21 protein-coding genes are annotated in these 22,872 nt (G+C 36.2%); 13 read left to right on the forward strand and 8 right to left on the reverse strand.

Annotated elements, in window-relative coordinates; all coding sequences use genetic code 11:
* The first annotated feature begins 123 nt into the window (after positions 1–123).
* The 3 genes from DRF57_RS12895 (at position 124) to DRF57_RS12905 (ending at position 5,325) form a co-directional block, all read left to right on the forward strand.
* On the forward strand, positions 124–1,956 hold the full coding sequence (locus tag DRF57_RS12895; RefSeq protein ID WP_115918850.1) for a cytochrome-c peroxidase: 1,833 nt from the start codon (positions 124–126) through the stop codon (positions 1,954–1,956).
* Positions 1,957–2,221: 265 nt separating this feature from the next.
* A complete protein-coding gene (locus DRF57_RS12900; RefSeq protein WP_084083970.1) occupies positions 2,222–4,375 on the forward strand; it encodes an alkaline phosphatase PhoX in 2,154 nt (717 codons plus the stop codon).
* Between the two features lie 50 nt (positions 4,376–4,425).
* Complete coding sequence (locus DRF57_RS12905) at positions 4,426–5,325, forward strand: leucine-rich repeat domain-containing protein (protein WP_047495708.1); 900 nt, start codon at positions 4,426–4,428, stop codon at positions 5,323–5,325.
* Positions 5,326–5,327: 2 nt separating this feature from the next.
* Here DRF57_RS12905 and DRF57_RS12910 read toward each other — a convergent pair whose 3' ends face one another.
* Positions 5,328–5,651 carry a translation initiation factor gene (locus tag DRF57_RS12910; RefSeq protein ID WP_047495705.1) on the reverse strand — a complete coding sequence of 108 codons (324 nt, stop codon included), beginning with the start codon at positions 5,649–5,651 and terminating at the stop codon, positions 5,328–5,330.
* 262 nt (positions 5,652–5,913) lie between these two features.
* Here DRF57_RS12910 and gpmI point away from each other — a divergent pair, with 262 nt between their 5' ends.
* From gpmI to DRF57_RS12935, 5 genes are all read left to right on the forward strand, one after another.
* Positions 5,914–7,455, forward strand: coding sequence for a 2,3-bisphosphoglycerate-independent phosphoglycerate mutase (gene gpmI, locus DRF57_RS12915; RefSeq protein ID WP_115918852.1), 1,542 nt, complete (start codon positions 5,914–5,916; stop codon positions 7,453–7,455).
* 149 nt (positions 7,456–7,604) lie between these two features.
* Positions 7,605–8,582 carry an acyl-ACP desaturase gene (locus tag DRF57_RS12920; RefSeq protein WP_047495699.1) on the forward strand — a complete coding sequence of 326 codons (978 nt, stop codon included), beginning with the start codon at positions 7,605–7,607 and terminating at the stop codon, positions 8,580–8,582.
* Positions 8,583–8,679: 97 nt separating this feature from the next.
* The gene (locus DRF57_RS12925) at positions 8,680–9,111 is read left to right on the forward strand and encodes a BT0820 family HAD-type phosphatase (RefSeq protein ID WP_047495696.1); all 432 of its coding nucleotides are present in this window, start codon (positions 8,680–8,682) and stop codon (positions 9,109–9,111) included.
* Between the two features lie 141 nt (positions 9,112–9,252).
* Positions 9,253–10,062, forward strand: coding sequence for a type I methionyl aminopeptidase (gene map / locus DRF57_RS12930; protein ID WP_115918854.1), 810 nt, complete (start codon positions 9,253–9,255; stop codon positions 10,060–10,062).
* Positions 10,062–10,829, forward strand: coding sequence for a class I SAM-dependent methyltransferase (locus DRF57_RS12935; RefSeq protein ID WP_047495689.1), 768 nt, complete (start codon positions 10,062–10,064; stop codon positions 10,827–10,829). Before map ends, DRF57_RS12935 begins: the two co-directional genes overlap by 1 nt.
* Positions 10,830–10,983: 154 nt before the next feature.
* On the opposite strand, the gene DRF57_RS12940 is transcribed toward DRF57_RS12935, so the two are convergent.
* Entirely contained in the window at positions 10,984–11,316 is a 333-nt protein-coding gene (locus DRF57_RS12940) for a DMT family transporter (RefSeq protein ID WP_027375222.1), read from the reverse strand.
* Positions 11,317–11,549: 233 nt separating this feature from the next.
* Positions 11,550–12,113: a Crp/Fnr family transcriptional regulator gene (locus DRF57_RS12945; protein ID WP_115918856.1), complete on the reverse strand. Its 564-nt coding sequence runs from the start codon at positions 12,111–12,113 to the stop codon at positions 11,550–11,552.
* A 331-nt stretch (positions 12,114–12,444) separates the two neighbouring features.
* Here DRF57_RS12945 and era point away from each other — a divergent pair, with 331 nt between their 5' ends.
* The 3 genes from era to DRF57_RS12960 all read left to right on the forward strand — a co-directional run bounded on the left by era (position 12,445) and on the right by DRF57_RS12960 (position 16,364).
* Complete coding sequence (gene era / locus DRF57_RS12950) at positions 12,445–13,320, forward strand: GTPase Era (protein ID WP_047495683.1); 876 nt, start codon at positions 12,445–12,447, stop codon at positions 13,318–13,320.
* A gap of 67 nt (positions 13,321–13,387) precedes the next feature.
* Positions 13,388–13,816, forward strand: a complete 429-nt coding sequence (locus DRF57_RS12955; protein ID WP_047495680.1) for a DoxX family protein — start codon at positions 13,388–13,390, stop codon at positions 13,814–13,816.
* 145 nt (positions 13,817–13,961) lie between these two features.
* Positions 13,962–16,364: an alpha/beta hydrolase family protein gene (locus DRF57_RS12960; protein WP_115918883.1), complete on the forward strand. Its 2,403-nt coding sequence runs from the start codon at positions 13,962–13,964 to the stop codon at positions 16,362–16,364.
* Positions 16,365–16,439: 75 nt separating this feature from the next.
* Here the strand turns inward: DRF57_RS12960 and DRF57_RS12965 are convergent, their stop codons facing one another.
* Positions 16,440–17,129 carry an HAD family hydrolase gene (locus tag DRF57_RS12965; protein WP_115918858.1) on the reverse strand — a complete coding sequence of 230 codons (690 nt, stop codon included), beginning with the start codon at positions 17,127–17,129 and terminating at the stop codon, positions 16,440–16,442.
* A gap of 76 nt (positions 17,130–17,205) precedes the next feature.
* Here DRF57_RS12965 and DRF57_RS12970 point away from each other — a divergent pair, with 76 nt between their 5' ends.
* On the forward strand, positions 17,206–17,769 hold the full coding sequence (locus tag DRF57_RS12970) for a Crp/Fnr family transcriptional regulator (RefSeq protein WP_084083978.1): 564 nt from the start codon (positions 17,206–17,208) through the stop codon (positions 17,767–17,769).
* A gap of 155 nt (positions 17,770–17,924) precedes the next feature.
* Positions 17,925–18,428, forward strand: coding sequence for a GNAT family N-acetyltransferase (locus DRF57_RS12975; RefSeq protein WP_115918860.1), 504 nt, complete (start codon positions 17,925–17,927; stop codon positions 18,426–18,428).
* 135 nt (positions 18,429–18,563) lie between these two features.
* On the opposite strand, the gene DRF57_RS12980 is transcribed toward DRF57_RS12975, so the two are convergent.
* From DRF57_RS12980 to DRF57_RS12995, 4 genes are all read right to left on the reverse strand, one after another.
* Positions 18,564–19,391, reverse strand: a complete 828-nt coding sequence (locus DRF57_RS12980; protein ID WP_084083982.1) for a GLPGLI family protein — start codon at positions 19,389–19,391, stop codon at positions 18,564–18,566.
* Between the two features lie 89 nt (positions 19,392–19,480).
* Positions 19,481–20,842 carry an MATE family efflux transporter gene (locus DRF57_RS12985; protein WP_115918862.1) on the reverse strand — a complete coding sequence of 454 codons (1,362 nt, stop codon included), beginning with the start codon at positions 20,840–20,842 and terminating at the stop codon, positions 19,481–19,483.
* 100 nt (positions 20,843–20,942) lie between these two features.
* The gene (locus tag DRF57_RS12990) at positions 20,943–22,127 is read right to left on the reverse strand and encodes a sigma-54-dependent transcriptional regulator (protein WP_047495656.1); all 1,185 of its coding nucleotides are present in this window, start codon (positions 22,125–22,127) and stop codon (positions 20,943–20,945) included.
* 56 nt (positions 22,128–22,183) lie between these two features.
* A complete protein-coding gene (locus tag DRF57_RS12995) occupies positions 22,184–22,843 on the reverse strand; it encodes a YggS family pyridoxal phosphate-dependent enzyme (RefSeq protein WP_115918863.1) in 660 nt (219 codons plus the stop codon).
* Positions 22,844–22,872: the final 29 nt, after the last annotated feature.

Consider the following 22,872-nt stretch of genomic DNA (forward strand, 5'->3'; position numbering starts at 1 on the left):
ATAATGAATTTGATTTCGGGGTTTAAAATTAGTAAAAAATCCGTTATCTAAAATATAAACATTTTTTAATCTCCTATTAAAGTTAAGATAATATTTGATGAATAGCTTTGCCGTTAAAAATTAATGAGATCTTACCCATTGCTTGTTGTGATCCTTTTAATAGGATTTGCAGTAATGTCTTTTAATCCGGTTTACAAAGGAAAGGAAAACGAAAATACATTTATCAATAAAGGTTTAACAGACTTTAAAGGCAAGCTGGAACAGTTGAAATCAGATGTTTACCGGTTTTCAGAAGATAAGATTTCCCTTGAAGAACTGCAGAAATCTCTGAGCAGTACCAGAAATTCATTCAAAGAAATAGAATTTTATATTGCCTATCATTACCCTGAATATACAAAAACTCACCTTAACGCAGCGCCTCTATTCCATATTGAAGCAGCTGGGACATCGGCTTATACACTTCCGCCGGAAGGACTGCAGGTTTTGGATGAACTTATATTCTCCGAAGATGCTGGGAATGAAAAAGTAAAGATCAAAACCATTACTGACTTTTTATACAATAGCTACTCAAATTTCTATCTGAGTACCGTGAAAAATGGAGTAAGCAGAGGAAATAATAAAACTCTGCCTTTGCGTATAGAGCTGATCAGAATTTATACATTGGGAGTGACGGGATTTGATACTCCAGGTTCTTTGAATACTTCTGAAGAAGCCCGTTCAGCATTTTGGGGAATCAAAAAATATATCAGTGACGATCTCTATTTTAAAAATTACAATACAGAGAAAGCCCATCAGATTCTGGCTGAAGGGATCAGCTATCTGTCTTCCCATAAAGATTTCGAAACTTTTGACAGGATAGAATTTTACAAAAAATATATACAGCCTTTATATGAAGAATTGGGGAGATGGGACGGAAGACCCGACGATCTGAAAGAATTCTCAGGCTGGAATGTAGGTAACAAAAACCTCTTTAGCAGTGATTTCTTAGATCCTTATTTCTATACTTTATTAAAATCTTCGGAAGACAATCCTTCCCTTAGAAACCTTGGAAAATCCATTTTCTATGATCAGAACCTTAGTGGTAACGGAAAAATGAGCTGTGCTACCTGTCATCTTCAGGACAATGCGTTTACAGACCTTAAGGCAAAATCTCCAAGCAATATCGAAGGAAAAACAGTCTTAAGAAATTCACCCTCTCTTTATAATGCTGTTTTTGCTAAAAGATTTTTCTATGACCTTAGGGCTTTTTATCTTGAACAGCAGGCTGAACATGTCATTTATAATGAAGAAGAATTTAATACCAGCTATGAAAATATCATCAGCAAATTAAAAACAGATCCTGAATACAAAAAGAAATTCCGTAATGCTTTTAAAGACGGTAAAATCAATAAAGAAAATTTCTCAAAAGCCTTAAGCTCTTATGTGGCTTCGCTATATTCTTTTGACAGTGATTTTGACCGTTTTATGAGAAATGAAAAAGAGGTTTCCGAAGATGTTAAAAAAGGTTTTAATTTATTTATGGGGAAAGCCAATTGTGCGACCTGTCATTTTGCCCCTCATTTTTCAGGATTGGTACCACCGCTTTTCAATGAAAATGAATCTGAAGTATTAGGAATCACAACAAAACCTGTTAATCAGCTTCCTGTAGAATTAGACTCCGATCTTGGAAGAGGAAAAAGCCCGGTGAAAAAAGAGAAATCATGGATTTATGATTATTCATTCAAGACTGTTACAGTAAGAAATATTGCCCTTACCAAGCCTTATTTCCATAATGGGGCTTTCAATACGCTGGAAGAAGTTCTCGATTTTTATAACGAAGGTGGAGGAGAAGGCTTAGGATTAAAAATGAAAAATCAAACATTAGCTCCTGATAAACTGAATCTTACCCCGACAGAAATTAAACAGATTATTGCTTTCCTGAACGCTCTTACTGATGTGAGTAAAGCGAAAGAATAAGAGTTTGAAGTTCGGGGTAAAAGTTGTAAGATGTTGATCGTTAGTGTTTAGTATAGTCCATAACCTTATAGGTTTCAAAAACCTATAAGGTTTAGCAAAACGATTACCCCCATAACCCCTTATCCTGCATTATTTAATGATAATTTAACTCCCTTAACATTGGGTTATTGATTAATTAATATTGACAGAACTATATTTAAAGTCCTATTAACAGAAGGGTAGTTTTAAAAAAATAGTTTTGCAACGTCTAATAAATCAAATTAAAATGAAGAGAAAATTACTCACATTGGGAGCTTTGGCCTTACTTGCCGGTTCCTCTGTTCAGGCGCAGACTTTTGTTTTTAATAAAAACTCGTCCTGGAGCTATAAAGACCTTGATCAGGCTCAGCCGGATGCATGGAAAACTAAAACATATGATATTTCTTCATGGGCCACAGGAAATGGTCCTTTAGGATATGGTGATCCTGTAACCACTACCATACATAATGGTGCTACAGGGCTTACCACGGCTTATTTTGCTAAAGATTTCACCGTTGATTTATCTACGCTTTCTGATCATATGGAATTGGGGGTAATGAGAGATGACGGGATTGTAGTATATCTTAATGGTGAAGAAGTAGTAAGAGATAATATGCCTGCTGGTGCTATCACTTTTAATACACTTTCAAGTACAATCGTTGATGGTGCTGCAGAAAGTGTATACAATGTTTTCTCTATTCCAAAGTCGAAATTTGTAAATGGAGTGAACAGAATTTCTGTAGAGTTACACAATAGAAGCACAGGAAGTTCTGATCTTAGAATTGATGCTTATTTAAAGACAATACCTGCTGCTACCACTTGTAACGGAACCCATATCAGCTGTTTTACATCTATCGTTCCTACAGCACAAACCAACAAGCTTATTATTCCTACAGCGCATAAGTACCAGCTTATCCTGAAAGAAGGAGATAATTATACCGAAGGAGGAGGATTCGTAGGAGGACAGAACGACTTTACAGCTTATGTTCCAAAAACCGGAAGCAGTACAAACGGATATCTTTCAGTAAACCATGAAACCAACCCTGGAGGTGTTACTATGGCTGAAATCAACTATAATGCTTCTACCAAACTTTGGCAGCTGACAAAATCCAGAGCTGTAAGTTTTTCAGATCCTAGTCTGGTACAGACGATCAGAAACTGTTCAGGAGGAATTACCCCATGGGGAACAGTGGTTACAGCTGAAGAATCTGTTACTTCCAGTGATGTGAACAATGACGGATATAAAGATTACGGATGGCTTGTGGAAATTGATCCTGCCACAGCTCAGGTGATTTCTAAAAATCAGGATGGAACTAAGGGTAAACTTTGGCAGATGGGAATCATGAACCATGAAAATGTTGTGATCAACACAGCCGGAACTGTTGCTTATTACGGAGAAGATGGAGGAACGCACATGGTATACAAATATGTAATGGATACTCCGAACAACCTGGCTTCAGGAAACCTTTATGTATTGAAATTAGATCAGGGACTTAGTACATCGGGAGATCCGGTGGGCACTACAGCAACATGGGTTCAGATCCCAAACAAAACTAAGGCTGACCAGAACAATACCAATAATCTTGCCCAAACATATGGAGGAACAAAATTCAATGGAGTGGAAGATGTAGATATCAGCCCATTAGACGGTAAGATTTACTTTACAGCAAAAGGATTAGACAAAGTATACCGTTTACAGGATAACGGAACTACAGCTTCTCAGGTGGAAACATTTGTAGGAGGAGCTTCTACATCATATTCTTTCAATACAGCTCAGGGAACAATGTCTGAAGCTTGGGGAGACGGAAATGATAACCTTACCTTTGATGAGCTTGGAAACCTTTGGGTTCTTCAGGATGGTGGGAAAAACTATATCTGGGTTATTGCTCCTGACCATACACAGGCTAATCCTAAAGTAAAACTCTTTGCTTCTATGCCGTCTGGTTCAGAACCTACAGGGCTTACATTCACACCTGATCACAAATTTGGATTCTTCTCTATCCAGCATCCGGATTCTACTATTTCTACAGATATTGACGCGACTGGAAATACAATCAACTATAAAGGAAAATCTGCAACAATTGTGATTGCACTTAAAGAAAACTTAGGAATAGAAGGATCTTTGGGAACTATAGAGAATAAAACTGCAGAAACTACAGTAAACGTAGCTCCAAACCCTACTTCAGGAATTGTTAAAATAAACTCTGAAAAAGGATTGAAAGATATTGCTGTGACCGCTTACAGTATGGACGGAAAAATTGTTTATACAAAGAAGTTTAACGGGTTAAACAAAGTATTGGACCTTGACTTCACATCACAGCTGGAAGCATCCCGTGTTTTAATTTTAAATATTGAAGCAGAAGGAGGATTCCAGAAGACGGTAAAACTTTTAAAGAAATAAATTATTAAACTTTTGTCTGCCGGTAGTATTGCCGGCGGACATTTTTATCTATGAAAAAATCGATACTGTTTATTTCCATTTTCTCTCTCGTTCTGGCAAAGGCCCAGATCGATCCCGTTAAATATCCTACCTTCACGAATATTGAAGATGCTTTAAATAGCAAAAAAGTAGTTTACAGTATGAGTTTCAGGGAAAAAGGATTATTTAATCTGCCTCCTCAGATCACCCGGCTGAATTCAATATTTTTTCTGAATATAATGGGTAATAAATTTGAAAAAATGGATCAGGAGCTGTTTGAACTCAAAGAACTGGAGATTTTGAATGTTAATGAAAACAGTATTAAATATATTCCGGATGAAATTGGCCAACTTACAAAGCTCACTACATTTTCTATCAATTTGAATAGCCTGACAAGCGTTAATCCTAATGTAGCCAAACTTCAAAATTTAAAAGCCATTCATCTTGATGCCAATAACCTGAATGTTTTTCCGGAAGCATTGATGGAAATTCCTACATTAGAAGAAATCAATCTCCAGGGAAATCAGATCAGTTTTATTAGAGACCGTCTGGATCAGATTAAAAATCTGAAATTTTTAAATCTTTCTGATAATCAGATCAATGATCTTGGAAATCTGTCTTTTCCCAGGAATATAAAATATCTTGAACTTCAGCAGAATGCCATTACAAAATTACCGGAAAATCTATATAAATCTCAGCATCTGGAATTTCTGAATGTAAGTGATAATCATATTACCGAGATTTCATCCAAAGTAAAAGGATTAAAAAATATAGTCAGCATGAATCTGGCTCATAATAACCTGACAGATATTCCTGTAGAAATTAAACACTTAAAAAATCTTAAAACACTGATTCTTATAGGAAACCCTATAGAGAAATCTAAAATCGAACAATTAAAAACCTTATTGCCGGAAGCTCAGGTTTATTTCTAAACCTATCCGCCAACACGTTTGGTTTTATAGCCCATATCTTTAAGGATACTCATGATTTTATCACGGTTATCACCCTGAATGATAATTGTCCCATCCTTTTCAGAACCGCCTATTCCTAAGGTGGTTTTTATTTTCTTTGAAATTTTCTTCAGGTCTTCTTCACTGCCTTCCCAACCCTCAACAATTGTTACAGGCTTTCCGTTTCTTCCCTTTTTTTCAAACTTGCATACCAAAGGTTCTTTCTGCTTGAACTGTTCTTCAGGCATTTCAAAATCCTGCTCATCATGATCAGGAAAAAGATTCTTCAATTGATCTCGTAAATCCATACCGCAAAATTAAAAAGATTTACGGATTTATGAAGGGAATTGAAGCTGAAATTTTATGATAAAAATGATCTTTTTTCATTCGATAGAAATTCATCTGATCATTTTCCGAATTATTTAATACACCATGTCAAGGTTTTAAACCTTGACATGGTTGGATTACGTGCAATATCATCCTGATGATCAATAATCAATAAAATTCGAGCCTTCAAATTCTTCTATTCATAGGAAATTAGGTAAATTTGTAGTACAAAAGTTATACAAAATGTCGAAAAAAGCAATACTGGCAATCCTTGACGGATGGGGATTGGGAACCAACCCAAATGTTTCTGCCATAGATAAAGCAAATACACCATTTATAGACAGCTGTTATCAAAAATTTCCACACACAACACTTGAAGCAAGTGGTTTAGCAGTGGGACTTCCTGCAGGACAAATGGGAAACTCTGAAGTAGGCCACATGAATCTGGGCGCCGGAAGAGTAGTGTATCAAAACCTGGTAAAACTCAATATGGCCGTTGAAAACGGAACATTGGGACAGGAAAAAGTGATCCAGGATGCTTTTGAATATGCAAAAAGAGAGAATAAAAAAATACATTTTATAGGATTGGTATCCAATGGAGGAGTACACTCCCATATCAATCATTTAAAAGGATTATTATCTGCTGCCAAAGAATTCGGGTTGAACGAAAATGTATTTGTTCATGCTTTTACAGACGGTAGGGACTGTGATCCACATTCAGGACTGGGATTTATAGATGAGCTTCAGAAGCATATGGAAGCTACTACAGGGAAATTAGCCACAGTAGTAGGAAGATATTTTGCAATGGACAGAGATAAGAGATGGGAGCGTGTAAAATTAGTTTATGATGCTCTTGTGGATGGAGTAGGATTAGAGACTACAGATGCCCTGGCCGCTATTAAAGATTCTTATGATCATAATGTAACGGATGAATTCCTGAAGCCTATTATTTTAGTGAATACTACAGCTACAGGAAATGTAGTACCGGTAGCGAAGATTATAGATAATGATGTCGTGATCTGTTTCAATTTCCGTACAGACAGAGGAAGAGAAATTACAGAAGTTCTTTCACAAAAAGATTTTCCGGATTTTTCTATGCGTAAACTCAACCTTTATTATATTACGTTGACGAATTACGATAAAACATTCCAGAATGTTCAGGTTGTTTTTGACGAAAATGTGTTAACAGAAACAATGGGAGAGGTACTGGAGAAAAACGGAAAATCTCAGATCAGAATTGCTGAAACGGAAAAATATCCTCACGTTACCTTTTTCTTCTCGGGAGGACGGGAGGAAGAGTTTAAGGAAGAAAGAAGATTACTTTGTCCAAGCCCAAAAGATGTTCCTACCTATGATTTAAAGCCGGAAATGTCAGCCTATGATATTACCAATGCTATTGTACCGGAATTAGAAAATGGAACTGCGGATTTCGTTTGCCTGAATTTTGCCAATACAGATATGGTAGGTCATACAGGTGTTTTTGAAGCTGCTGTAAAAGCTGCTGAGGTAGTAGATCAGTGCATTGAAAAAGTGGCAACAGCTGCTTATGAAAACGGATATGCTGTTTTTATACTGGCAGACCACGGAAACTCGGATGTAATGATCAATCCTGATGGAACTCCAAACACACAGCATTCTACCAACCTTGTCCCTTTTATCGTCATGGATAAAGACAATACCTGGAATTTAAAACCCGGTAAACTGGGTGATGTAGCGCCTACCATCCTTAATGTAATGGGTGTGAAAATACCGGATGCTATGACAGGAGAGGTTTTGATTAGTTAAAATTCAATAATATTCATAAAAAAATGCCGTTATAATGATATAGTGGCATTTTTTATGATATATATCAGATAAGGTATGACTTGCATACTTTATTATGCGTTAAATAATAAATAAATCATATCTTTGTTAATTAAAAACTGAATAGTAAAATGTATCAAAAGCTTGTTAGGAAAGAAGTAATGGGAATATTGGAAAAGGAAGTAGGTTCTTTTCTTGATAAATTTTTAACGCCAATTGAAAAAATTTGGCAGCCTTCCGATTACCTGCCAGATCCATCAAGCGATGACTTTAAACATGATTTAGAGGAAATTCAGACTTTTGCCCGTGAAATGCCTTACGACTTATTTGTAACTCTAATCGGAGACTGTATTACGGAAGAGGCTCTTCCTTCTTATGAGTCTTGGTTGATGGGAGTAGACGGAGTAAACCAGGAACAAAAAGTAGGTTGGGCGAATTGGGTAAGAGCTTGGACTGCAGAAGAAAACAGACACGGAGATTTACTGAATAAGTATCTATACCTGTGTGGAAGAGTGAATATGAGAGAAGTGGAGATCACAACTCAGTATTTGATCAATGACGGGTTCGACTTAGGAACAAGTATGGATCCCTACAGAAACTTCATTTATACAAGTTTCCAGGAAACAGCAACTAATATTTCTCACAGAAGAGTTGGTACTTTGGCAAAGCAATCTGGAAACGGAAAACTGGCTAAAATGTGTGGTGTAATTGCTGCAGATGAAGCAAGACATGCTAAAGCATACAAACATTTCGTGGCTAAAATTCTTGAAATTGACCCTTCAGAAATGATTCTTGCCTTTGAAGATATGATGCGTAAGAAAATTGTAATGCCGGCTCACTTGATGAGACAGTCAGGACAAAAGGCAGGAGAACTTTGGGGACATTTTTCAGATGCTGCACAAAGATGTATGGTGTATACAGGTAATGATTATATCAATATTATGAAAGATCTGTTGGATGAGTGGAAAATTGAGCACGTAAAAGGTCTTACAGAAAAAGCAGAAAAAGCTCAGGAGTATTTAATGAAACTTCCTGCAAGACTACAGAAAATTACAGACAGAGTTTCTACACCGGATCTTCAGTTCCAGTTTAACTGGGTGAAGAGCTAAATTCTATAGAATTTTTTAAATTATAAAAGTATTGAGTGCCTTTCTTTTTGGCACTCTTTTTTATTTCTTATCTTTGCAAAGCTAAAAAAAGAACAAAATGTTAAATAATAAAAAGATTGCCGTTGACTTTGACGGAACGATTGTAGATGATGCATATCCGGCAATTGGAAAAGCGAAAATTTTCGCTTTTGAAACCTTAAAAAAACTTCAGGCAGAGGGATACAGACTTATCCTTTGGACATACAGACACGGAAAAACATTAGATGAAGCAGTAGAATTCTGCAAAAAAAACGGAGTAGAGTTTTATGCAGTAAATTCAAGCTTTGAAGGAGAAGTTTTCGATTCTGCAAATCAATCCAGAAAACTGGATGCAGACTGGTTTATTGATGACAGAAACTTAGGAGGATTTCCTGGATGGGGTGAAATCTACAATATTATTCAGGAAAGAATAGAATTCCGTGTAGAAGGAAGAGAAGTTCTTGCCTATTCAAAACTAAAAAAAGAAAAGAAAAAAGGACTTTTCTGGTAGAATAGAACTTAGTAACACGAGATTATAACGTCATTACTAAAAGTTTCTACGTATTATCAGAAGAGTTTATAGATCATGGGAAGTCAACCATTACAAAGCTGTAATCGGACTTCCAACATCTAATCTAACATCTATACAACAATGATTCAATTAAAAACGATAGACGAACTGCGTCTTATGAAGGAGAGTGCCCGATTGGTTTCTAAAACATTGGGAATGTTGGCTAAAGAAATTAAACCGGGAATAAACACTTTATATTTAGATAAACTGGCTCACGATTTTATTAAGGATCATGGGGCAGAACCAGCATTTTTAGGATATGGAGGTTTCCCGAACTCACTGTGTATTTCTCCGAATGATCAGGTAGTTCATGGTTTTCCCAACAATGATATCGTACAAGAAGGCGATGTGCTTTCTGTAGACTGTGGGGTAATCCTGAATGGTTTTGTAGGAGACCATGCCTATACCTTTGAAATTGGTGAAGTAAAACCGGAAGTAAAAAAATTATTGAAGGTGAGTAAAGAATCTCTTTATAAAGGGATTGAACAGTGTGTAAGAGGGAAAAGAATCGGAGATATCTCCCATGCTATTCAGACTCATTGTGAAAAAGAAGGATATGGAGTGGTAAAAGAGCTTGTAGGACATGGTTTAGGGAGAAAAATGCATGAAGACCCACAGGTGCCCAACTATGGAAGACAAGGAAGCGGAAAAGTGATTAAAGACGGTTTGGCTATTGCTATTGAACCGATGATCAACCTTGGAACTGAAAAAGTGAAATTCCATAATGACGGATGGACTGTAACTACTTTAGATAACTTACCTTCTGCTCACTTTGAACATGATGTGGCTGTAATCAATGGTAAACCTGTGTTGCTTTCTACATTCCAATATATTTACGAAGCTTTAGGGATTCAAAGCGATGAAGAAAAGCAGTTCCAGCTGGATTTTTAATGAAAAAAATAACGAAACTTTTACTGAATAAAATTCCACGTCCTATGCTTATCAAAATGAGCATCTGGGCGAGGCCGCTTATTTATCAGTTTTTTAAAGGAGATCAGTTCTTTGATCCTATAGACGGAAGGTCATATCGGAAATTTCTGCCTTACGGGTATGGAAAGCAGAGAGAGAATGCTCTTTCTCCGGGAACACTGAGTCTGGAAAGACACCGCCAGATGTGGCTTTACCTTCAGAATGAAACTGATTTTTTTATTAAAAGCTATAAAGTTCTGCATATTGCTCCTGAACAGGAATTTCTAAGGAAATTTAAGAGAATGAGCAATCTGAATTATATTTCAGCGGATTTATATTCTCCGATTGTAGATGTAAAGGCGGATATCCTGAACTTACCTTTTGAGGATGAAAGTTTTGATATTATCTTCTGTAATCATGTTTTGGAACATATTGAAGATGATGCCAAAGCAATGAGTGAATTGTACAGAGTAATGAAACCCGGAGGATGGGGAATACTTCAGGTTCCGATGAAAAATTCATTGGAAAAAACCTATGAAGATTTTACCATTAAAGATCCGAAAGAACGCCAGAAACATTTTGGGCAGTATGACCATGTCCGCTGGTATGGGATGGATTATTTTGATCGTTTGCAAAAAGCAGGTTTCGAAACAGAAGTGAATTTCTATTCTCAGAAATTTCCCCAGGAAGAAATCAAAAAATACGGATTAAGAGAGAACGAAATCTTACCGTTGGTTTTCAAAAAATAAATAAGACCTGCCTATCTTTGGCAGGTTTTTTTATGGATAAGCTAAAATGAAAATACTGAAAATAAGGGTGAGAAAAGCGAAACCGCCTTCATATAGAAGACGGTTCCATTTTTAAATATAGATAGAAGTTTATGTGCTTTTTTAAGGTCGAATCTTAGTGTGAAGAAGAAACAGCTTTCAATCCTACTACAGAACCGATAAGCGTTACAATAAAAAATACTCTCCAGAAGCTTACAGGGTCCTTAAAGAAGAAAATTCCCATTAAAGCTGTTCCTACAGCTCCAATTCCAGTCCATACGGCATAAGCCGTTCCAATAGGTAAGGTCTGAGTGGCTTTGATAAGCAAAAGCATGCTTATAGTCATCGTGATCAGAAATCCGGTATACCAAAGGTACATTTCCGTTCCTGATGTTTCTTTTGCCTTTCCCAAACATGACGCGAAGGCAACTTCAAATAATCCTGCGATAACTAATATGATCCAATTCATTTTTGTTAATTTTTCTACTGCAAATTTCAGAATTTTAAAGCAAACAAAATTTTACAATTGTTAAAAAATGAGATCGGGGGATATTATACAGAAAGAAGTCGGAGACTGGAAGAAGGAAGTATATAGATTTTTTAAATAATTGATTTCAATCTTCCGGGATTGAGGAATATGATGAAAAAGTTGAGTACCTGAAATAAGAAAAGGATGGACTTGTAGCTTACTCCTTCTTTAAGCTACTTGATCTCTGCCCGTATCCGGCTCAGGCTTACCTGAGTAATTCCGAGGTAAGAAGCAATATAGCCAAGCTGAACTCTTTTGAGTAAATCAGATTGATAAAACATAAGATCTTTATAGCGCTCCAAAGATGTTTTAAACTGTCTGGAAATAATCAGTTCCTCAGATTTGATCATTTCAGCTTCCGCCAATTTTCTTCCCCAGTTGGCAATGTGGATATCCTCATTGAACAGTTTTCTTAAACTTTCGGTTTCCAGCTGGTACAATTCGCAGTCTTCAAGAAGTTCAATACTCTCGTAACCAGGCTTATCCTCTACATAACTTTTCATGGAAAGGATACACTGACCTTCACTGCCAAACCAAAATGTAATGTCATTTTCTGAAGTACTGGCATAAGCACGGGCAATACCTTTGCGGATAAAATAAAGGTAAGGGATTACTTTATTGGCTTCCATCAAGCAAAAACCTTTAGGATGAGAAACTTCGGTAATATGTTCTTTTAAACTTTTTTTTGAGGTTTCAGGAAGGAGGTAAATCTGATCAAGAATCTGGTCTATATTCATACATATGAATTCTAATATTCAAAAGTATCGGTTTTAAGTAATGTAATGCAAAATAATCCTATAATTTTTTTGAAATATAAAGAAGAATAAAAGTTGATAAAATTCTTGATGTATTATATCCTTGGGATGATAGTCCATTGGCTGATCTAATGATTAATCGGATGCCTCAATAAGCAGAGGAATGTCATTTTTCTTATCAGGTTCCCCTTAAAAATTCTTTTTTGTAATGCTGCATAAAGCCAAATAAGTCTCTTTTTTCTTTTTAAATATGGAGATTCACTCTAAGACCAATTTTGTTTTTACTAACTTTGCAGTTCGTAATAATATTTTTATGCACAAAGCAGGATTTGTAAATATAGTTGGAAAGCCCAATGCCGGAAAATCGACTCTTCTTAACCAGTTGATGGGAGAGAAGTTAGCGATTGTAACGCAGAAAGCGCAGACAACGCGTCACAGAATTTTTGGGATTTATAATGAAGATGATCTGCAGATCGTATTTTCTGATACTCCGGGAGTATTGGATCCAAAATATGGTCTTCAGGAAAAAATGATGGATTTTGTAAAGGATTCTTTGCAGGATGCTGATGTGTTCTTATTTATTGTAGATGTTACTGATAAAGCAGAGCCATCAGAGTTTTTAATAGATAAACTGAATAAAATTCCTGTTCCTGTCCTTCTTTTACTGAATAAAGTTGATCAGACTACACAGGAAGGACTTGAAAAATTAGTAGAAGACTGGCACAATAAAATTCCGAAAGCGGAGATTCTTCCAATTTCTGCACTGAATGCTTTCAATACAGAGGTTATCTTGCCTAAATTAAAATCTTTACTACCCGAAAACCCGCCTTATTATGATAAAGATCAGTATACGGACAAGCCGGAAAGGTTTTTCGTGAATGAGGCTATTCGTGAGAAAATTCTTTTGAATTATGATAAAGAAATTCCTTACTCTGTAGAAGTGGTTACAGAACAGTTTAAAGAAAAAGAAGGAATTATTTTTATAGATTCTATTATTTATGTAGAAAGAGATACCCAAAAAGGAATTATTATTGGGCATAAAGGTGAGGCAATCAAGAAAGTAGGGACTGAAGCACGATTGGATCTTGAAAAATTCTTTTCCAAGAAAATTCACTTGAATTTATTCGTAAAAGTGAAAAAAGATTGGCGAAAGAACGACAGAGATTTAAAAAACTTTGGTTACAGATAGACTAAAAAACGCTGTAATCCCGTTGTATTAAAAGATTTTTATTACCTTAGTCTAAATTTTTTAGTAAATGAACTATACTGATTCAAATTCCAGCTCAATACTTAAAGATATTATTTTATTTGCAGTGAGAGTTTTTGTAGGTTTTGCAATGCTTTCTCATGGGTTTCCAAAGCTTCAGATGCTATTGGAAGGCGGTAAAATTGAATTTTTTGATTTTATGGGATTAGGGCCTCAGATTTCCCTTATTCTTACGGTATTTGCGGAATTTGTTTGTTCAATATTACTGATATTAGGGCTTTTCACAAGAATCTCTTTGGGATTTCTGATCTTTACAATGGCTATTGCGGGCTTTTTTATTCATGGCGCAGATCCTTTTGAAAAGAGAGAGCTGAGTCTTATTTATCTTTCCGTGTATCTTCTGCTTATGGCATTTGGTGCAGGCAAGTTTTCAGTAGATCATATGATAGAAAAGAGAAAACGGGCTTCAGATTGGTAAGCTGATTTCAAAAATAGATATAAAAGAGCATTGTTTAATGCTCTTTTTTTATTTCCAGTATCGATATAGTGGGATTTGTAAAGGATCTTGTGAGTGAGTGTTTAAAAATTTATTAAAAATCACTAAATTCGTGAAAAATGATTTTATGAAGATAAAACTGACTATTTGCCTTCTGGCATTTCTCAATTTTTATGATGCACAGGAAAATATTACGTATCAAAAACCCTCTGCAGAAATCCTTAAACTTGCAGACTATGATAGGCCGCCCGGTGTTCTGATGAACAACAAAAAAGACTGGGTTGTTTTTATGTATCGTCCCACTTATAAGACGCTGAGCGATCTTAGCCAGCAGGAGATGAAATTGGGAGGGCTGAGGATTAATCCCGTTACCAATATTGCAAGTACTGCCAATTACCTGAATAATCTTAAAATCAGGAAGATTAATGATAAGAATGAGGTTCAGGTAAAGAATTTACCGGCAGATGCTAAAATTACATATACTTCTTTCTCTCCGGATGAAAAAAAACTGGCTTTTACCAATACTACCGCTAAAGGAGTGGAGCTTTGGATTGTAGACATGGAAACAGCTACTGCCAAAAAAATTACAGGAGATGTTTTGAATGCTAACCTGGGATCACCCTATGTATGGTATAATGATTCCCAGAGCTTATTAATTAAAACCCTTCCTCAAAACAGACCTGCTTTAATTGATTCCAGCAAGGATCTTCCAACAGGACCTATTGTTTCTACTGCTGATGGAAAAGTATCTCAGAACAGAACATACCAGGATCTTTTAAAGAATCCGCAGGATGAGAAGAATTTTGAGGTTCTTACCGCTTCTGAAGTATACAGTGTTGATCTTAACGGAGGTCTTAAAAAAGTAAAAGATCAGGATATGTATACCGGCTTAAGCTTTTCTCCTGATGGAAATTATTTAATGGCAACCATTATTAAGAAACCATTCTCCTATATTGTTCCTTTAAGCAGATTTCCAATAACAACAACGGTGTACGATATAAAAGGAAACGCTGTAAAAGTGGTGAATGAAGTTCCCCTGAATGAGATTATGCCGAAAGGTTTTTCATCCGTAAGAACCGGAAAAAGAGATCTGTCATGGAGAAGCGATGCGCCTTCAACGCTGGTGTTTGCTGAAGCACTTGATGGAGGAGACCAGTCTAAAGCTTCGGAATACAGAGATGAAATCTTTATGTGGGAAGCTCCGTTTACTGCCGCTCCGAAATCATTCTTCAAAACAAAGCAGAGATATGAAGATGTAAACTGGACCAATGATCATTATGCCGTAGTTTCTGAAGGCTGGTATGATACCAGAAATACAAAATCTTTCCTTGTCGATTTTAATAACAATGAATCCAAAATAATTGAAGACAGAAATTATCAGGATGTCTACAGTGATCCGGGAAAATTTAATAGAGTAAAAAACCAATACGGAAGATCAGTTATTGACCTGAAAGGAGGTAAAGCTTATCTTATTGGGGACGGATTTACAAAAGATGGGCAACATCCTTTTATTGATGAGATGGATGTGAAATCACTGAAGAAAAAGAGACTGTATACCTCCAACCTTAAAAATACGAAAGAGAGTATCATTGATATTCTGAATCCTTCAAAAGGAGAGATTCTAACCACTCAGGAATCTCCAAGTTTGTATCCGAACTATTTTAAAAAGAATATTAAGTCTAATAAAACAGAAACGGTAACTCATTTTGCCAATCCTTTTGAGAGTATTAAAGATGTTTATAAAGAAGTAATTACCTATAAAAGAAATGATGGTGTTACTCTGACAGGAACACTTTATTTACCGGCAAATTACGATAGAAAAGCGAAGAAAGAAAAACTTCCTCTGTTAATTTGGGCTTATCCTACAGAATATAAAGATAAGAATACGGCAGGGCAGAATACCCAGAATCCAAATGAATTTACGTTCCCGTATTACGGTTCTTTCGTATACTGGACAACAAAAGGATATGCTGTTTTGGATGATGCTGCTTTCCCAATTATTGGTGAAGGAAAAACTGAGCCTAATGATACCTTCATTCCTCAGCTGGTAGCCAATGCCGATGCTGCCATCAATGCTGTAGATCAGTTGGGATATATCGACAAAAAGAAAGTGGCTGTTGGAGGACATTCCTATGGAGCTTTCATGACAGCAAATCTTTTGACACATTCCAATCTCTTTGCCTGTGGTATTGCCAGAAGTGGAGCGTATAACAGAACACTGACACCTTTCGGATTCCAGAGTGAGCAGAGGAATTACTGGGATATTCCGGAGATCTATAATACCATGTCTCCGTTTATGAATGCAGATAAAATGAAAACACCACTTCTTTTGGTGCATGGGGATGCAGACAATAACCCGGGAACTTTCACATTGCAGACAGAAAGATATTTCCAGGCGCTGAAAAACCTGGGAGCCCCGGTTAAAATGGTTCTTCTTCCAAAAGAATCACATGGATACCAGGCGAAAGAAAATATCTTACATCTTTTATGGGAGCAGGATCAGTTCCTTGAAAAATGTTTGAAGAAATAATAAAAAGAAGGCTGTTGAAAAACAGCCTTCCTTTTATGTATAACAGGATTATAATAAATGAATTATTACCTTATCCTAGAGGTATTTCAGAATTTCGTCAATACTTTCCAATTCCATGAAATTGGGATGTTCTAAATTAACATCATGCTGTTCATGGCTCCAGGTAACATGGTAAGGAATATGGGCTGCCGATCCTCCAATTTCAAGTACCGGTAAAATATCTGATTTTATAGAGTTTCCAAGCATTAAAAAGTTCTCCGGCTGGCAGTCAAGATGCTTCAGTAATTTTTTATAATCATTCTCTTTCTTGTCACTCATGATTTCAATATGATGAAAAAACTCCTGTAATCCTGAATTTTTTAATTTTCGCTCCTGATCCAGCAGATCACCTTTAGTGGCAACAACCAGTCTGTATTTTCCTTTCAGGCTTTCGAGGGTTTCTGTAACCCCATCCAGAAGTTCAATAGGTTTTTGCAAAAGGTTCTGTCCCAGTTCAATGGCTTTGTTCACTAGCCGCAGGGAAGCGGTGTTGTTGGTAACTCTGCCTATCGTTTCAATCATACACAGCATAAATCCCTTTACCCCATATCCATATAAATGCAGATTTTGCATTTCAGTTTTAAACAATTCCTGCGATACGGAATGCTGCGGCAGATAGTCCTCAAGAAGTACACAGAATTCTTTTTCTGCTTCCTGAAAATAAGGTTCATTGATCCATAGGGTATCATCTGCATCAAAGGCAATGGTTGTTATGTGATTATTCATTTTAGTTTTGTAATTTTCTGTCGACAAAATTCAGCATAAAAAATAAATCAACCAAGGACATTTGTCCCGGACCAGCATGTTAAGAACGAATCATACATTTTTAAACTATCTCGAAGATCTATACACAAAACAGGAGAATAAGGAAGATATTGCCGTGAACTCTTTTTCCAGAGGAGAAAAAATAACAGTACAGGGTGAGCAGCTCTCCAGGGTTATCCTGATTAAAAAAGGAGTGGTCAAATGTTTTTTAATGGAAGAAAACGGGAAAGAATATATTGTTGAATTTTTGGGAAGCGGAGAAATTATCGGGGAAGTAGAGGTGATCAAAAATACCAATTGTTTATGCAGTGTTGAAGCCCTATCAGAAGTAGAGGTTTATGCAGTGGGTATTCCTTTTTTCAGGTCCTTGATTAAAAATGATCTCCGTCTGAATAACCTACTGTTGGAATCCTTCGCAGAACGGATTATTAATACTTCCAGCAGAGCTTCTTATCAACAACTTTACACCACGGAACATACTTTAACCCAGCTCATAAAAATGCAGGAAAAACAAGGTATTCAAATTTCTAAAGAAGATATGGCGGCTTATCTGGGAATAACGGTAAGAAGTTTAAACAGGATTTTAAAAGATTTGAAATAGAAGAATATCAAGTTATATAAGTTTGTTTTGAGATTTGTATTAAAATATTTAGGGGTTCGTTTTATTTAAGTATTGAAATTTGAAAATAAGCTTTGTTTATTAAGGGGTGTTTTTAAAATTTAGTATTTTTGTATTGAAAAGTTGAATCAAGATCAATGGAAAAATTAAAGTTCAGAAATGCTGAGAGGGCTCATTTAAATAAAATTGTGGCCATTTACAATTCAACAATTGCTTCAAGGATGGTAACTGCAGATGTAGAAGAAGTTTCCGTGGAAAGTAAGCAAGAGTGGTTTGAGGAGCATAACCCTGAAACAAGACCGCTGTGGATCGTTCAAGATGCTGAAGGTCAGATCATAGGATGGGTAAGTTTCAGCTCATTCCATGAAAGAGCTGCGTACAGCGGAACGGTAGAGGTAAGCATTTATCTGGATGAAAGCTGCAGAGGAAAAGGCTATGGAAAAACAATCCTTGAGTATTGTATTGATAATGCCGCAAAATTTGGAGTACATAATCTCGTGGCACTTATTTTCCTTCATAACGAACCCAGTTTAAAGCTATTCCGACACTTCGGATTTGAAGATTGGGGAACCCTTCCCAATGTAGCCATTCTGGATGGAATTGAAAGAAGTTTAAAGATTCTTGGGAAAAAGATTGGATAAATATTGACAATAGTCAAAAATCTTTGAGAAAACAATCCTAAAGCATATCAATTAAAATCAGTTGTTTTTTTTAGTAAGAAACAACTGATTTTGTTTTATAATGGGATTGCTTCGATTGCTTCTTTAGATAAAGTATTATTTACTTTTGAATACCGGTTCCTTATCCTTTTCAATATAGATATATCGTCCTTTAATGCCTTTCTGAAGCATCTCTTTTTTCTTATTAAGTTCTTCGATAGATTCTACGCTTTCATTTTTAAAAGTTGCTTTTTGCCCGTTTTTTATTTTTTCTGAAAACATTCTCGTAGGATTTTGGTAAATATCTGCAATATATGTATTGAATTTTTCGTTCGTTATAGGAATGGCAGGTTTTCCATAATGGGTTTCCACAAATTCTTTGGTATCATAATAAGTATCAAGTTTCTTATTGTTGATCAGTTTATACACAAAATTTTTGTCAGTATCTTCCAGGATAAAGATCAACCCCGGAAGTCCACGGAATTTATAAGGACCTTCCTTGATATTCACATCATTGGAGAACCAGGCGTTCCAGGTTCTGCCTCCAAAATCTGTGGTAGCTTTCTGAAGTGTATAGCCGTTGTATTGCTGGGTTTCCTGCAGCAGCTTCCATTTCATTTCATCATTTGTTTCTACAACAAAATAATCAAAAAAGTCTCTGTACCATTTGTTTTTGAAAGAATCGGGTTTTCTTTCGATGACCTGGTCGGTTTTTGTACTGTAGCGGGAAACGGCTTCATGAGCCTGTTTGTTTATAGAGTCATAATCGGCAAAGGTTTTATCATAAAATGTAACAGATTTTGGATTGATATCCAGATTCATCATATTTTTTCTGTATTCTTCTGAAGCATCTTTCCGGTACTGAAGTTCATAGGTGAATCTATTGGTTTGCCCCTGGTAAAAAGATCCTGCGGATAAAGTAAGCAGGAATAATATTTTTTTCATGATGATTAATTAGCGGAGGCAAATGTAACAAAATCTAATAAAAAAACGCAGAGCTTTATGCCCTGCGTTGATGTTTTCATACGTTTTATTTATGTACTCTGCTTAATTCTTTTTGCAGACATATTTAAAAATCGTTTGACAAGGAAAACGGCTGAGACCGTTAAGCCTAATCCCAGAGCAATCCACATTCCGAAAGCTCCCATTTCTAACGTTACACAGAAGAAATAGCCTAGAGGAATGGTAATGACCCAATAGGCTATAAAGGTGTAAATAGAAGGTATTTTAACGTCCTGTAAACCTCTCAGCATTCCCAATGCCGTTACCTGTATCCCGTCAGAAAGTTGGAATAAAGCGGCAATGATCATTAGTTTTGAGGCCAGGGTAATCACTTCCACCTCTTCTTTTTTAGTAAAGAAAGTAGGCAATATATTTCTTCCTAAAATAAAGACCAATCCGCAGATGCACATAAAAATAAAGGCGATCTTCAAATTATTGATTCCCACTTTTCTTAATTCCACAAAGTTCTGTTCACCAAGTTTTCGTCCGATCATTACCGTAGAAGCAACACTGAAACCTACACACAAGTTGAAGGTAAATGAAGCCATACTAAGGGCAATCTGGTGTGAAGCAATATCATGAGCGGAAATAAGTCCACAGATGAAAGCTGCCCCAGCGAAAGCCGTTACTTCAAAGAACATCTGTAAAGCAGTCGGTAAGCCTAATTTTATCATTTTATCGAACATTTTCTTTGAAAAATCCTGGATTTTTAAAGAGAAATCTTTGATATAACGTTTGGTTCTTTCTTCTTTAATCAATACAAAATAAAGGAAAACAACCATAAAGATTCTGGAGATCAGTGTTGCCAGAGCAGATCCTTTTACACCCATTGGAGGAAAACCCCAAAGTCCTTTAATAAATACATAGTTCAAAGCAATATTGATGATATTGGCAATGATAGTAGCTTTGGTAACCCCAATAGTATAAGACAGCCCTTCAGAAACCTCACGGAGAGTCTGAAAAGCCATGAAAGGGATCATACTGATGACCATAATACTTAGAAAATCCACTGTATCAGGGATGATCTTTGCGGGTTGCCCGGAATGGTAGAGTAGTGGCATTGCCAGGAGTAAAACCACCATCAGGATAATTCCTACGGACATATTGATCACAAACCCATGACTGAAAACAGAGTTAATGGTTGCGTGATCCTGCTTTGAATGTGCTTCTGATACCAACGGAGGTATGGCAAATGAAAACCCAAGTGCCAATACAAAGATTGAGAAAAATACGGCATTTCCTAATGAAACAGAGGCCAGTGCATCTGCTCCTAAAAGTTTTCCGACAATAATATTGTCAAATAAATTTACTGAAACTTGCCCTACCTGAGTAAGCATAACAGGCAGAGCCAAAGTCAGGCATTCTTTCGTATATTTTTTGTTTAAAAAGTTCATAATATTTTAAGATTCATATAGTTTATATTCAAAATAAGTCAAAAAAAAAATTTGCAGTATGGATACTGCAAATTTTTATATAATGTAAATAATAATTCAATTATTTCCTTACAAAACTTGCAACGTCACTTTCAGAAACAGAGTTTCCTCCAAGAATAATTAACCTCTCCACCACATTCCTTAACTCTCTGATATTTCCAGTCCATGAAAGCGCTTTTAACGCTTCAATAGCTTTATCATCAAATTTTTTCACAGCAGTACCGTGTTCATCGGCAATCATACCGGAGAAATGGTCAACTAATAATTTGATATCTTCTTTTCTTTCGTCCAATGGTGGAACGTAAATTTCTATAACAGAAAGCCTGTGGTAAAGATCTTCTCTGAACTTTCCTTCCTCAATTTCTTTCTGCATATTTTTATTGGTTGCCGCAATTACTCTTACGTCAACTTTTATTTCCTTATCACTTCCTACAGGAGAAACTTTGCTTTCCTGAAGAGCTCTCAGTACTTTAGCCTGAGCAATAAGGCTCATATCCCCAATCTCATCCAGGAAGATAGTACCTCCGTTTGCCTGCTCAAATTTTCCCTGCTTATCCTTAATAGCACCGGTAAAAGATCCTTTTACGTGTCCGAAAAGCTCAGATTCAATAAGTTCAGAAGGAATAGCAGCACAGTTTACCTCAATCATCGGTCCCCTTGCACGCTCACTTTGGTTGTGAATGGCGTGAGCTACCAACTCTTTTCCGGCACCATTAGGTCCTGTAATCAGTACTCTGGCGTCAGAAACAGCTACCTTTTCGATCATATCCTGAATCTTCTGCAAAGCAGGAGAGGTTCCGATCATCTGGTACTTTTTATTTACTTTTCTCTTTAATGTTTTGTTCTCCGTCTGAAGATTTTTGTTCTCTTTCTTCAGGGTTTCCTTTACCAAAGCGTTTTTCACACTGGTGATCAGTCTGTTGATGTCAATAGGTTTGGAAATGAAGTCGTATGCACCCTCTTTAAGGCAGGAAACAGCAGAATCAATATCTGCGTGACCCGAGATCATAATAAAAGTAGTTTCAGGCTTTAAGGCGAGACTTTGTTTCAAAAGCTCGGTTCCTGAAAGCTTAGGCATCTTAATATCAGAAATCACTAAAGCGAAATCTTCTTTTTCTACCTGCTTGTAGCCTTCAAGGCCGTCTTCAGCGATAACAAATTCATATTCGGTAAGTTCATCAGAAAGAATACTGTGAAGTACTCCCGAGATTGCTTTTTCGTCTTCTACTATAAGGATTTTTTGCATAGTTGCAAATTTAAATTTTTTGTTTCAATTATTAGCAAAAACTGTACCTAAAAATTCTATTTTGAATAATCTCTTCTTCCAAAAATAGCCGATCCTACTCTTACTGAATTGGCACCACATTCAATAGCTACCGGGAAATCATCACTCATACCCATTGATAAGATTTTCAATGATTTTAGTTTATTTAATTCATCAAAAAGGCCTTTTAAGGTTAAAAATTCTTTTCTCACCTGTTGTTCATCATCGGTGAAAGTAGCCATTCCCATTAAACCGGTAATTTCGATATGAGAATATTGACCATCAATATACTGTTTAAAAAGGTTTTCAGCTTCATGAATTTCAAGTCCGAACTTGCTGTCTTCAGCGGCAATTTTTACCTGCAGCAAAACCTTGATGATCCTGTTATTCTTTCCGGCCTCTTTATTGATTTCGGATAATAATTTTTCAGAATCTACACTTTGTATAGTGTCTATAAAAGGAGCAATATATTTTACCTTGTTGGTCTGTAAATGCCCAATCAGATGCCATTGAATATCATCAGGAAGTAAAGGGGATTTTTCCATCAGTTCCTGAACTTTATTTTCGCCAAATACTTTTTGCCCCAAATCATAAACATCCTGTATGGCTGAAACAGGATGTGTTTTGGAAACAGCAACCAGCTGTACACCTTCCGGAAGTTGGTCTTTTATTGTCTGATAATTTTCTTTAATGCTCATAAATGCAAATTTCCGAAATTTACTTGACA

The sequence above is a fragment of the Chryseobacterium rhizosphaerae genome (genome assembly GCF_003385455.1).
GTDB classification, from domain to species: Bacteria; Bacteroidota; Bacteroidia; order Flavobacteriales; family Weeksellaceae; genus Chryseobacterium; species Chryseobacterium rhizosphaerae.

What these genes read in the sequence shown, in the direction of transcription:
- era (WP_047495683.1), top strand. Translation starts at nt 12,445, where the DNA reads ATGCACAAAGCAGGATTTGTAAATATAGTTGGAAAGCCCAATGCCGGA.
- DRF57_RS12995 (WP_115918863.1), bottom strand. Translation starts at nt 22,843, where the DNA reads ATGAGCATTAAAGAAAATTATCAGACAATAAAAGACCAACTTCCGGAA.
- DRF57_RS12975 (WP_115918860.1), top strand. Translation starts at nt 17,925, where the DNA reads ATGGAAAAATTAAAGTTCAGAAATGCTGAGAGGGCTCATTTAAATAAA.
- DRF57_RS12940 (WP_027375222.1), bottom strand. Translation starts at nt 11,316, where the DNA reads ATGAATTGGATCATATTAGTTATCGCAGGATTATTTGAAGTTGCCTTC.
- DRF57_RS12910 (WP_047495705.1), bottom strand. Translation starts at nt 5,651, where the DNA reads ATGGATTTACGAGATCAATTGAAGAATCTTTTTCCTGATCATGATGAG.
- map (WP_115918854.1), top strand. Translation starts at nt 9,253, where the DNA reads ATGATTCAATTAAAAACGATAGACGAACTGCGTCTTATGAAGGAGAGT.
- DRF57_RS12920 (WP_047495699.1), top strand. Translation starts at nt 7,605, where the DNA reads ATGTATCAAAAGCTTGTTAGGAAAGAAGTAATGGGAATATTGGAAAAG.
- DRF57_RS12960 (WP_115918883.1), top strand. Translation starts at nt 13,962, where the DNA reads ATGAAGATAAAACTGACTATTTGCCTTCTGGCATTTCTCAATTTTTAT.
- gpmI (WP_115918852.1), top strand. Translation starts at nt 5,914, where the DNA reads ATGTCGAAAAAAGCAATACTGGCAATCCTTGACGGATGGGGATTGGGA.
- DRF57_RS12965 (WP_115918858.1), bottom strand. Translation starts at nt 17,129, where the DNA reads ATGAATAATCACATAACAACCATTGCCTTTGATGCAGATGATACCCTA.
- DRF57_RS12900 (WP_084083970.1), top strand. Translation starts at nt 2,222, where the DNA reads ATGAAGAGAAAATTACTCACATTGGGAGCTTTGGCCTTACTTGCCGGT.
- DRF57_RS12970 (WP_084083978.1), top strand. Translation starts at nt 17,206, where the DNA reads ATGTTAAGAACGAATCATACATTTTTAAACTATCTCGAAGATCTATAC.
- DRF57_RS12895 (WP_115918850.1), top strand. Translation starts at nt 124, where the DNA reads ATGAGATCTTACCCATTGCTTGTTGTGATCCTTTTAATAGGATTTGCA.
- DRF57_RS12990 (WP_047495656.1), bottom strand. Translation starts at nt 22,127, where the DNA reads ATGCAAAAAATCCTTATAGTAGAAGACGAAAAAGCAATCTCGGGAGTA.
- DRF57_RS12985 (WP_115918862.1), bottom strand. Translation starts at nt 20,842, where the DNA reads ATGAACTTTTTAAACAAAAAATATACGAAAGAATGCCTGACTTTGGCT.
- DRF57_RS12955 (WP_047495680.1), top strand. Translation starts at nt 13,388, where the DNA reads ATGAACTATACTGATTCAAATTCCAGCTCAATACTTAAAGATATTATT.
- DRF57_RS12945 (WP_115918856.1), bottom strand. Translation starts at nt 12,113, where the DNA reads ATGAATATAGACCAGATTCTTGATCAGATTTACCTCCTTCCTGAAACC.
- DRF57_RS12980 (WP_084083982.1), bottom strand. Translation starts at nt 19,391, where the DNA reads ATGAAAAAAATATTATTCCTGCTTACTTTATCCGCAGGATCTTTTTAC.
- DRF57_RS12935 (WP_047495689.1), top strand. Translation starts at nt 10,062, where the DNA reads ATGAAAAAAATAACGAAACTTTTACTGAATAAAATTCCACGTCCTATG.
- DRF57_RS12905 (WP_047495708.1), top strand. Translation starts at nt 4,426, where the DNA reads ATGAAAAAATCGATACTGTTTATTTCCATTTTCTCTCTCGTTCTGGCA.
- DRF57_RS12925 (WP_047495696.1), top strand. Translation starts at nt 8,680, where the DNA reads ATGTTAAATAATAAAAAGATTGCCGTTGACTTTGACGGAACGATTGTA.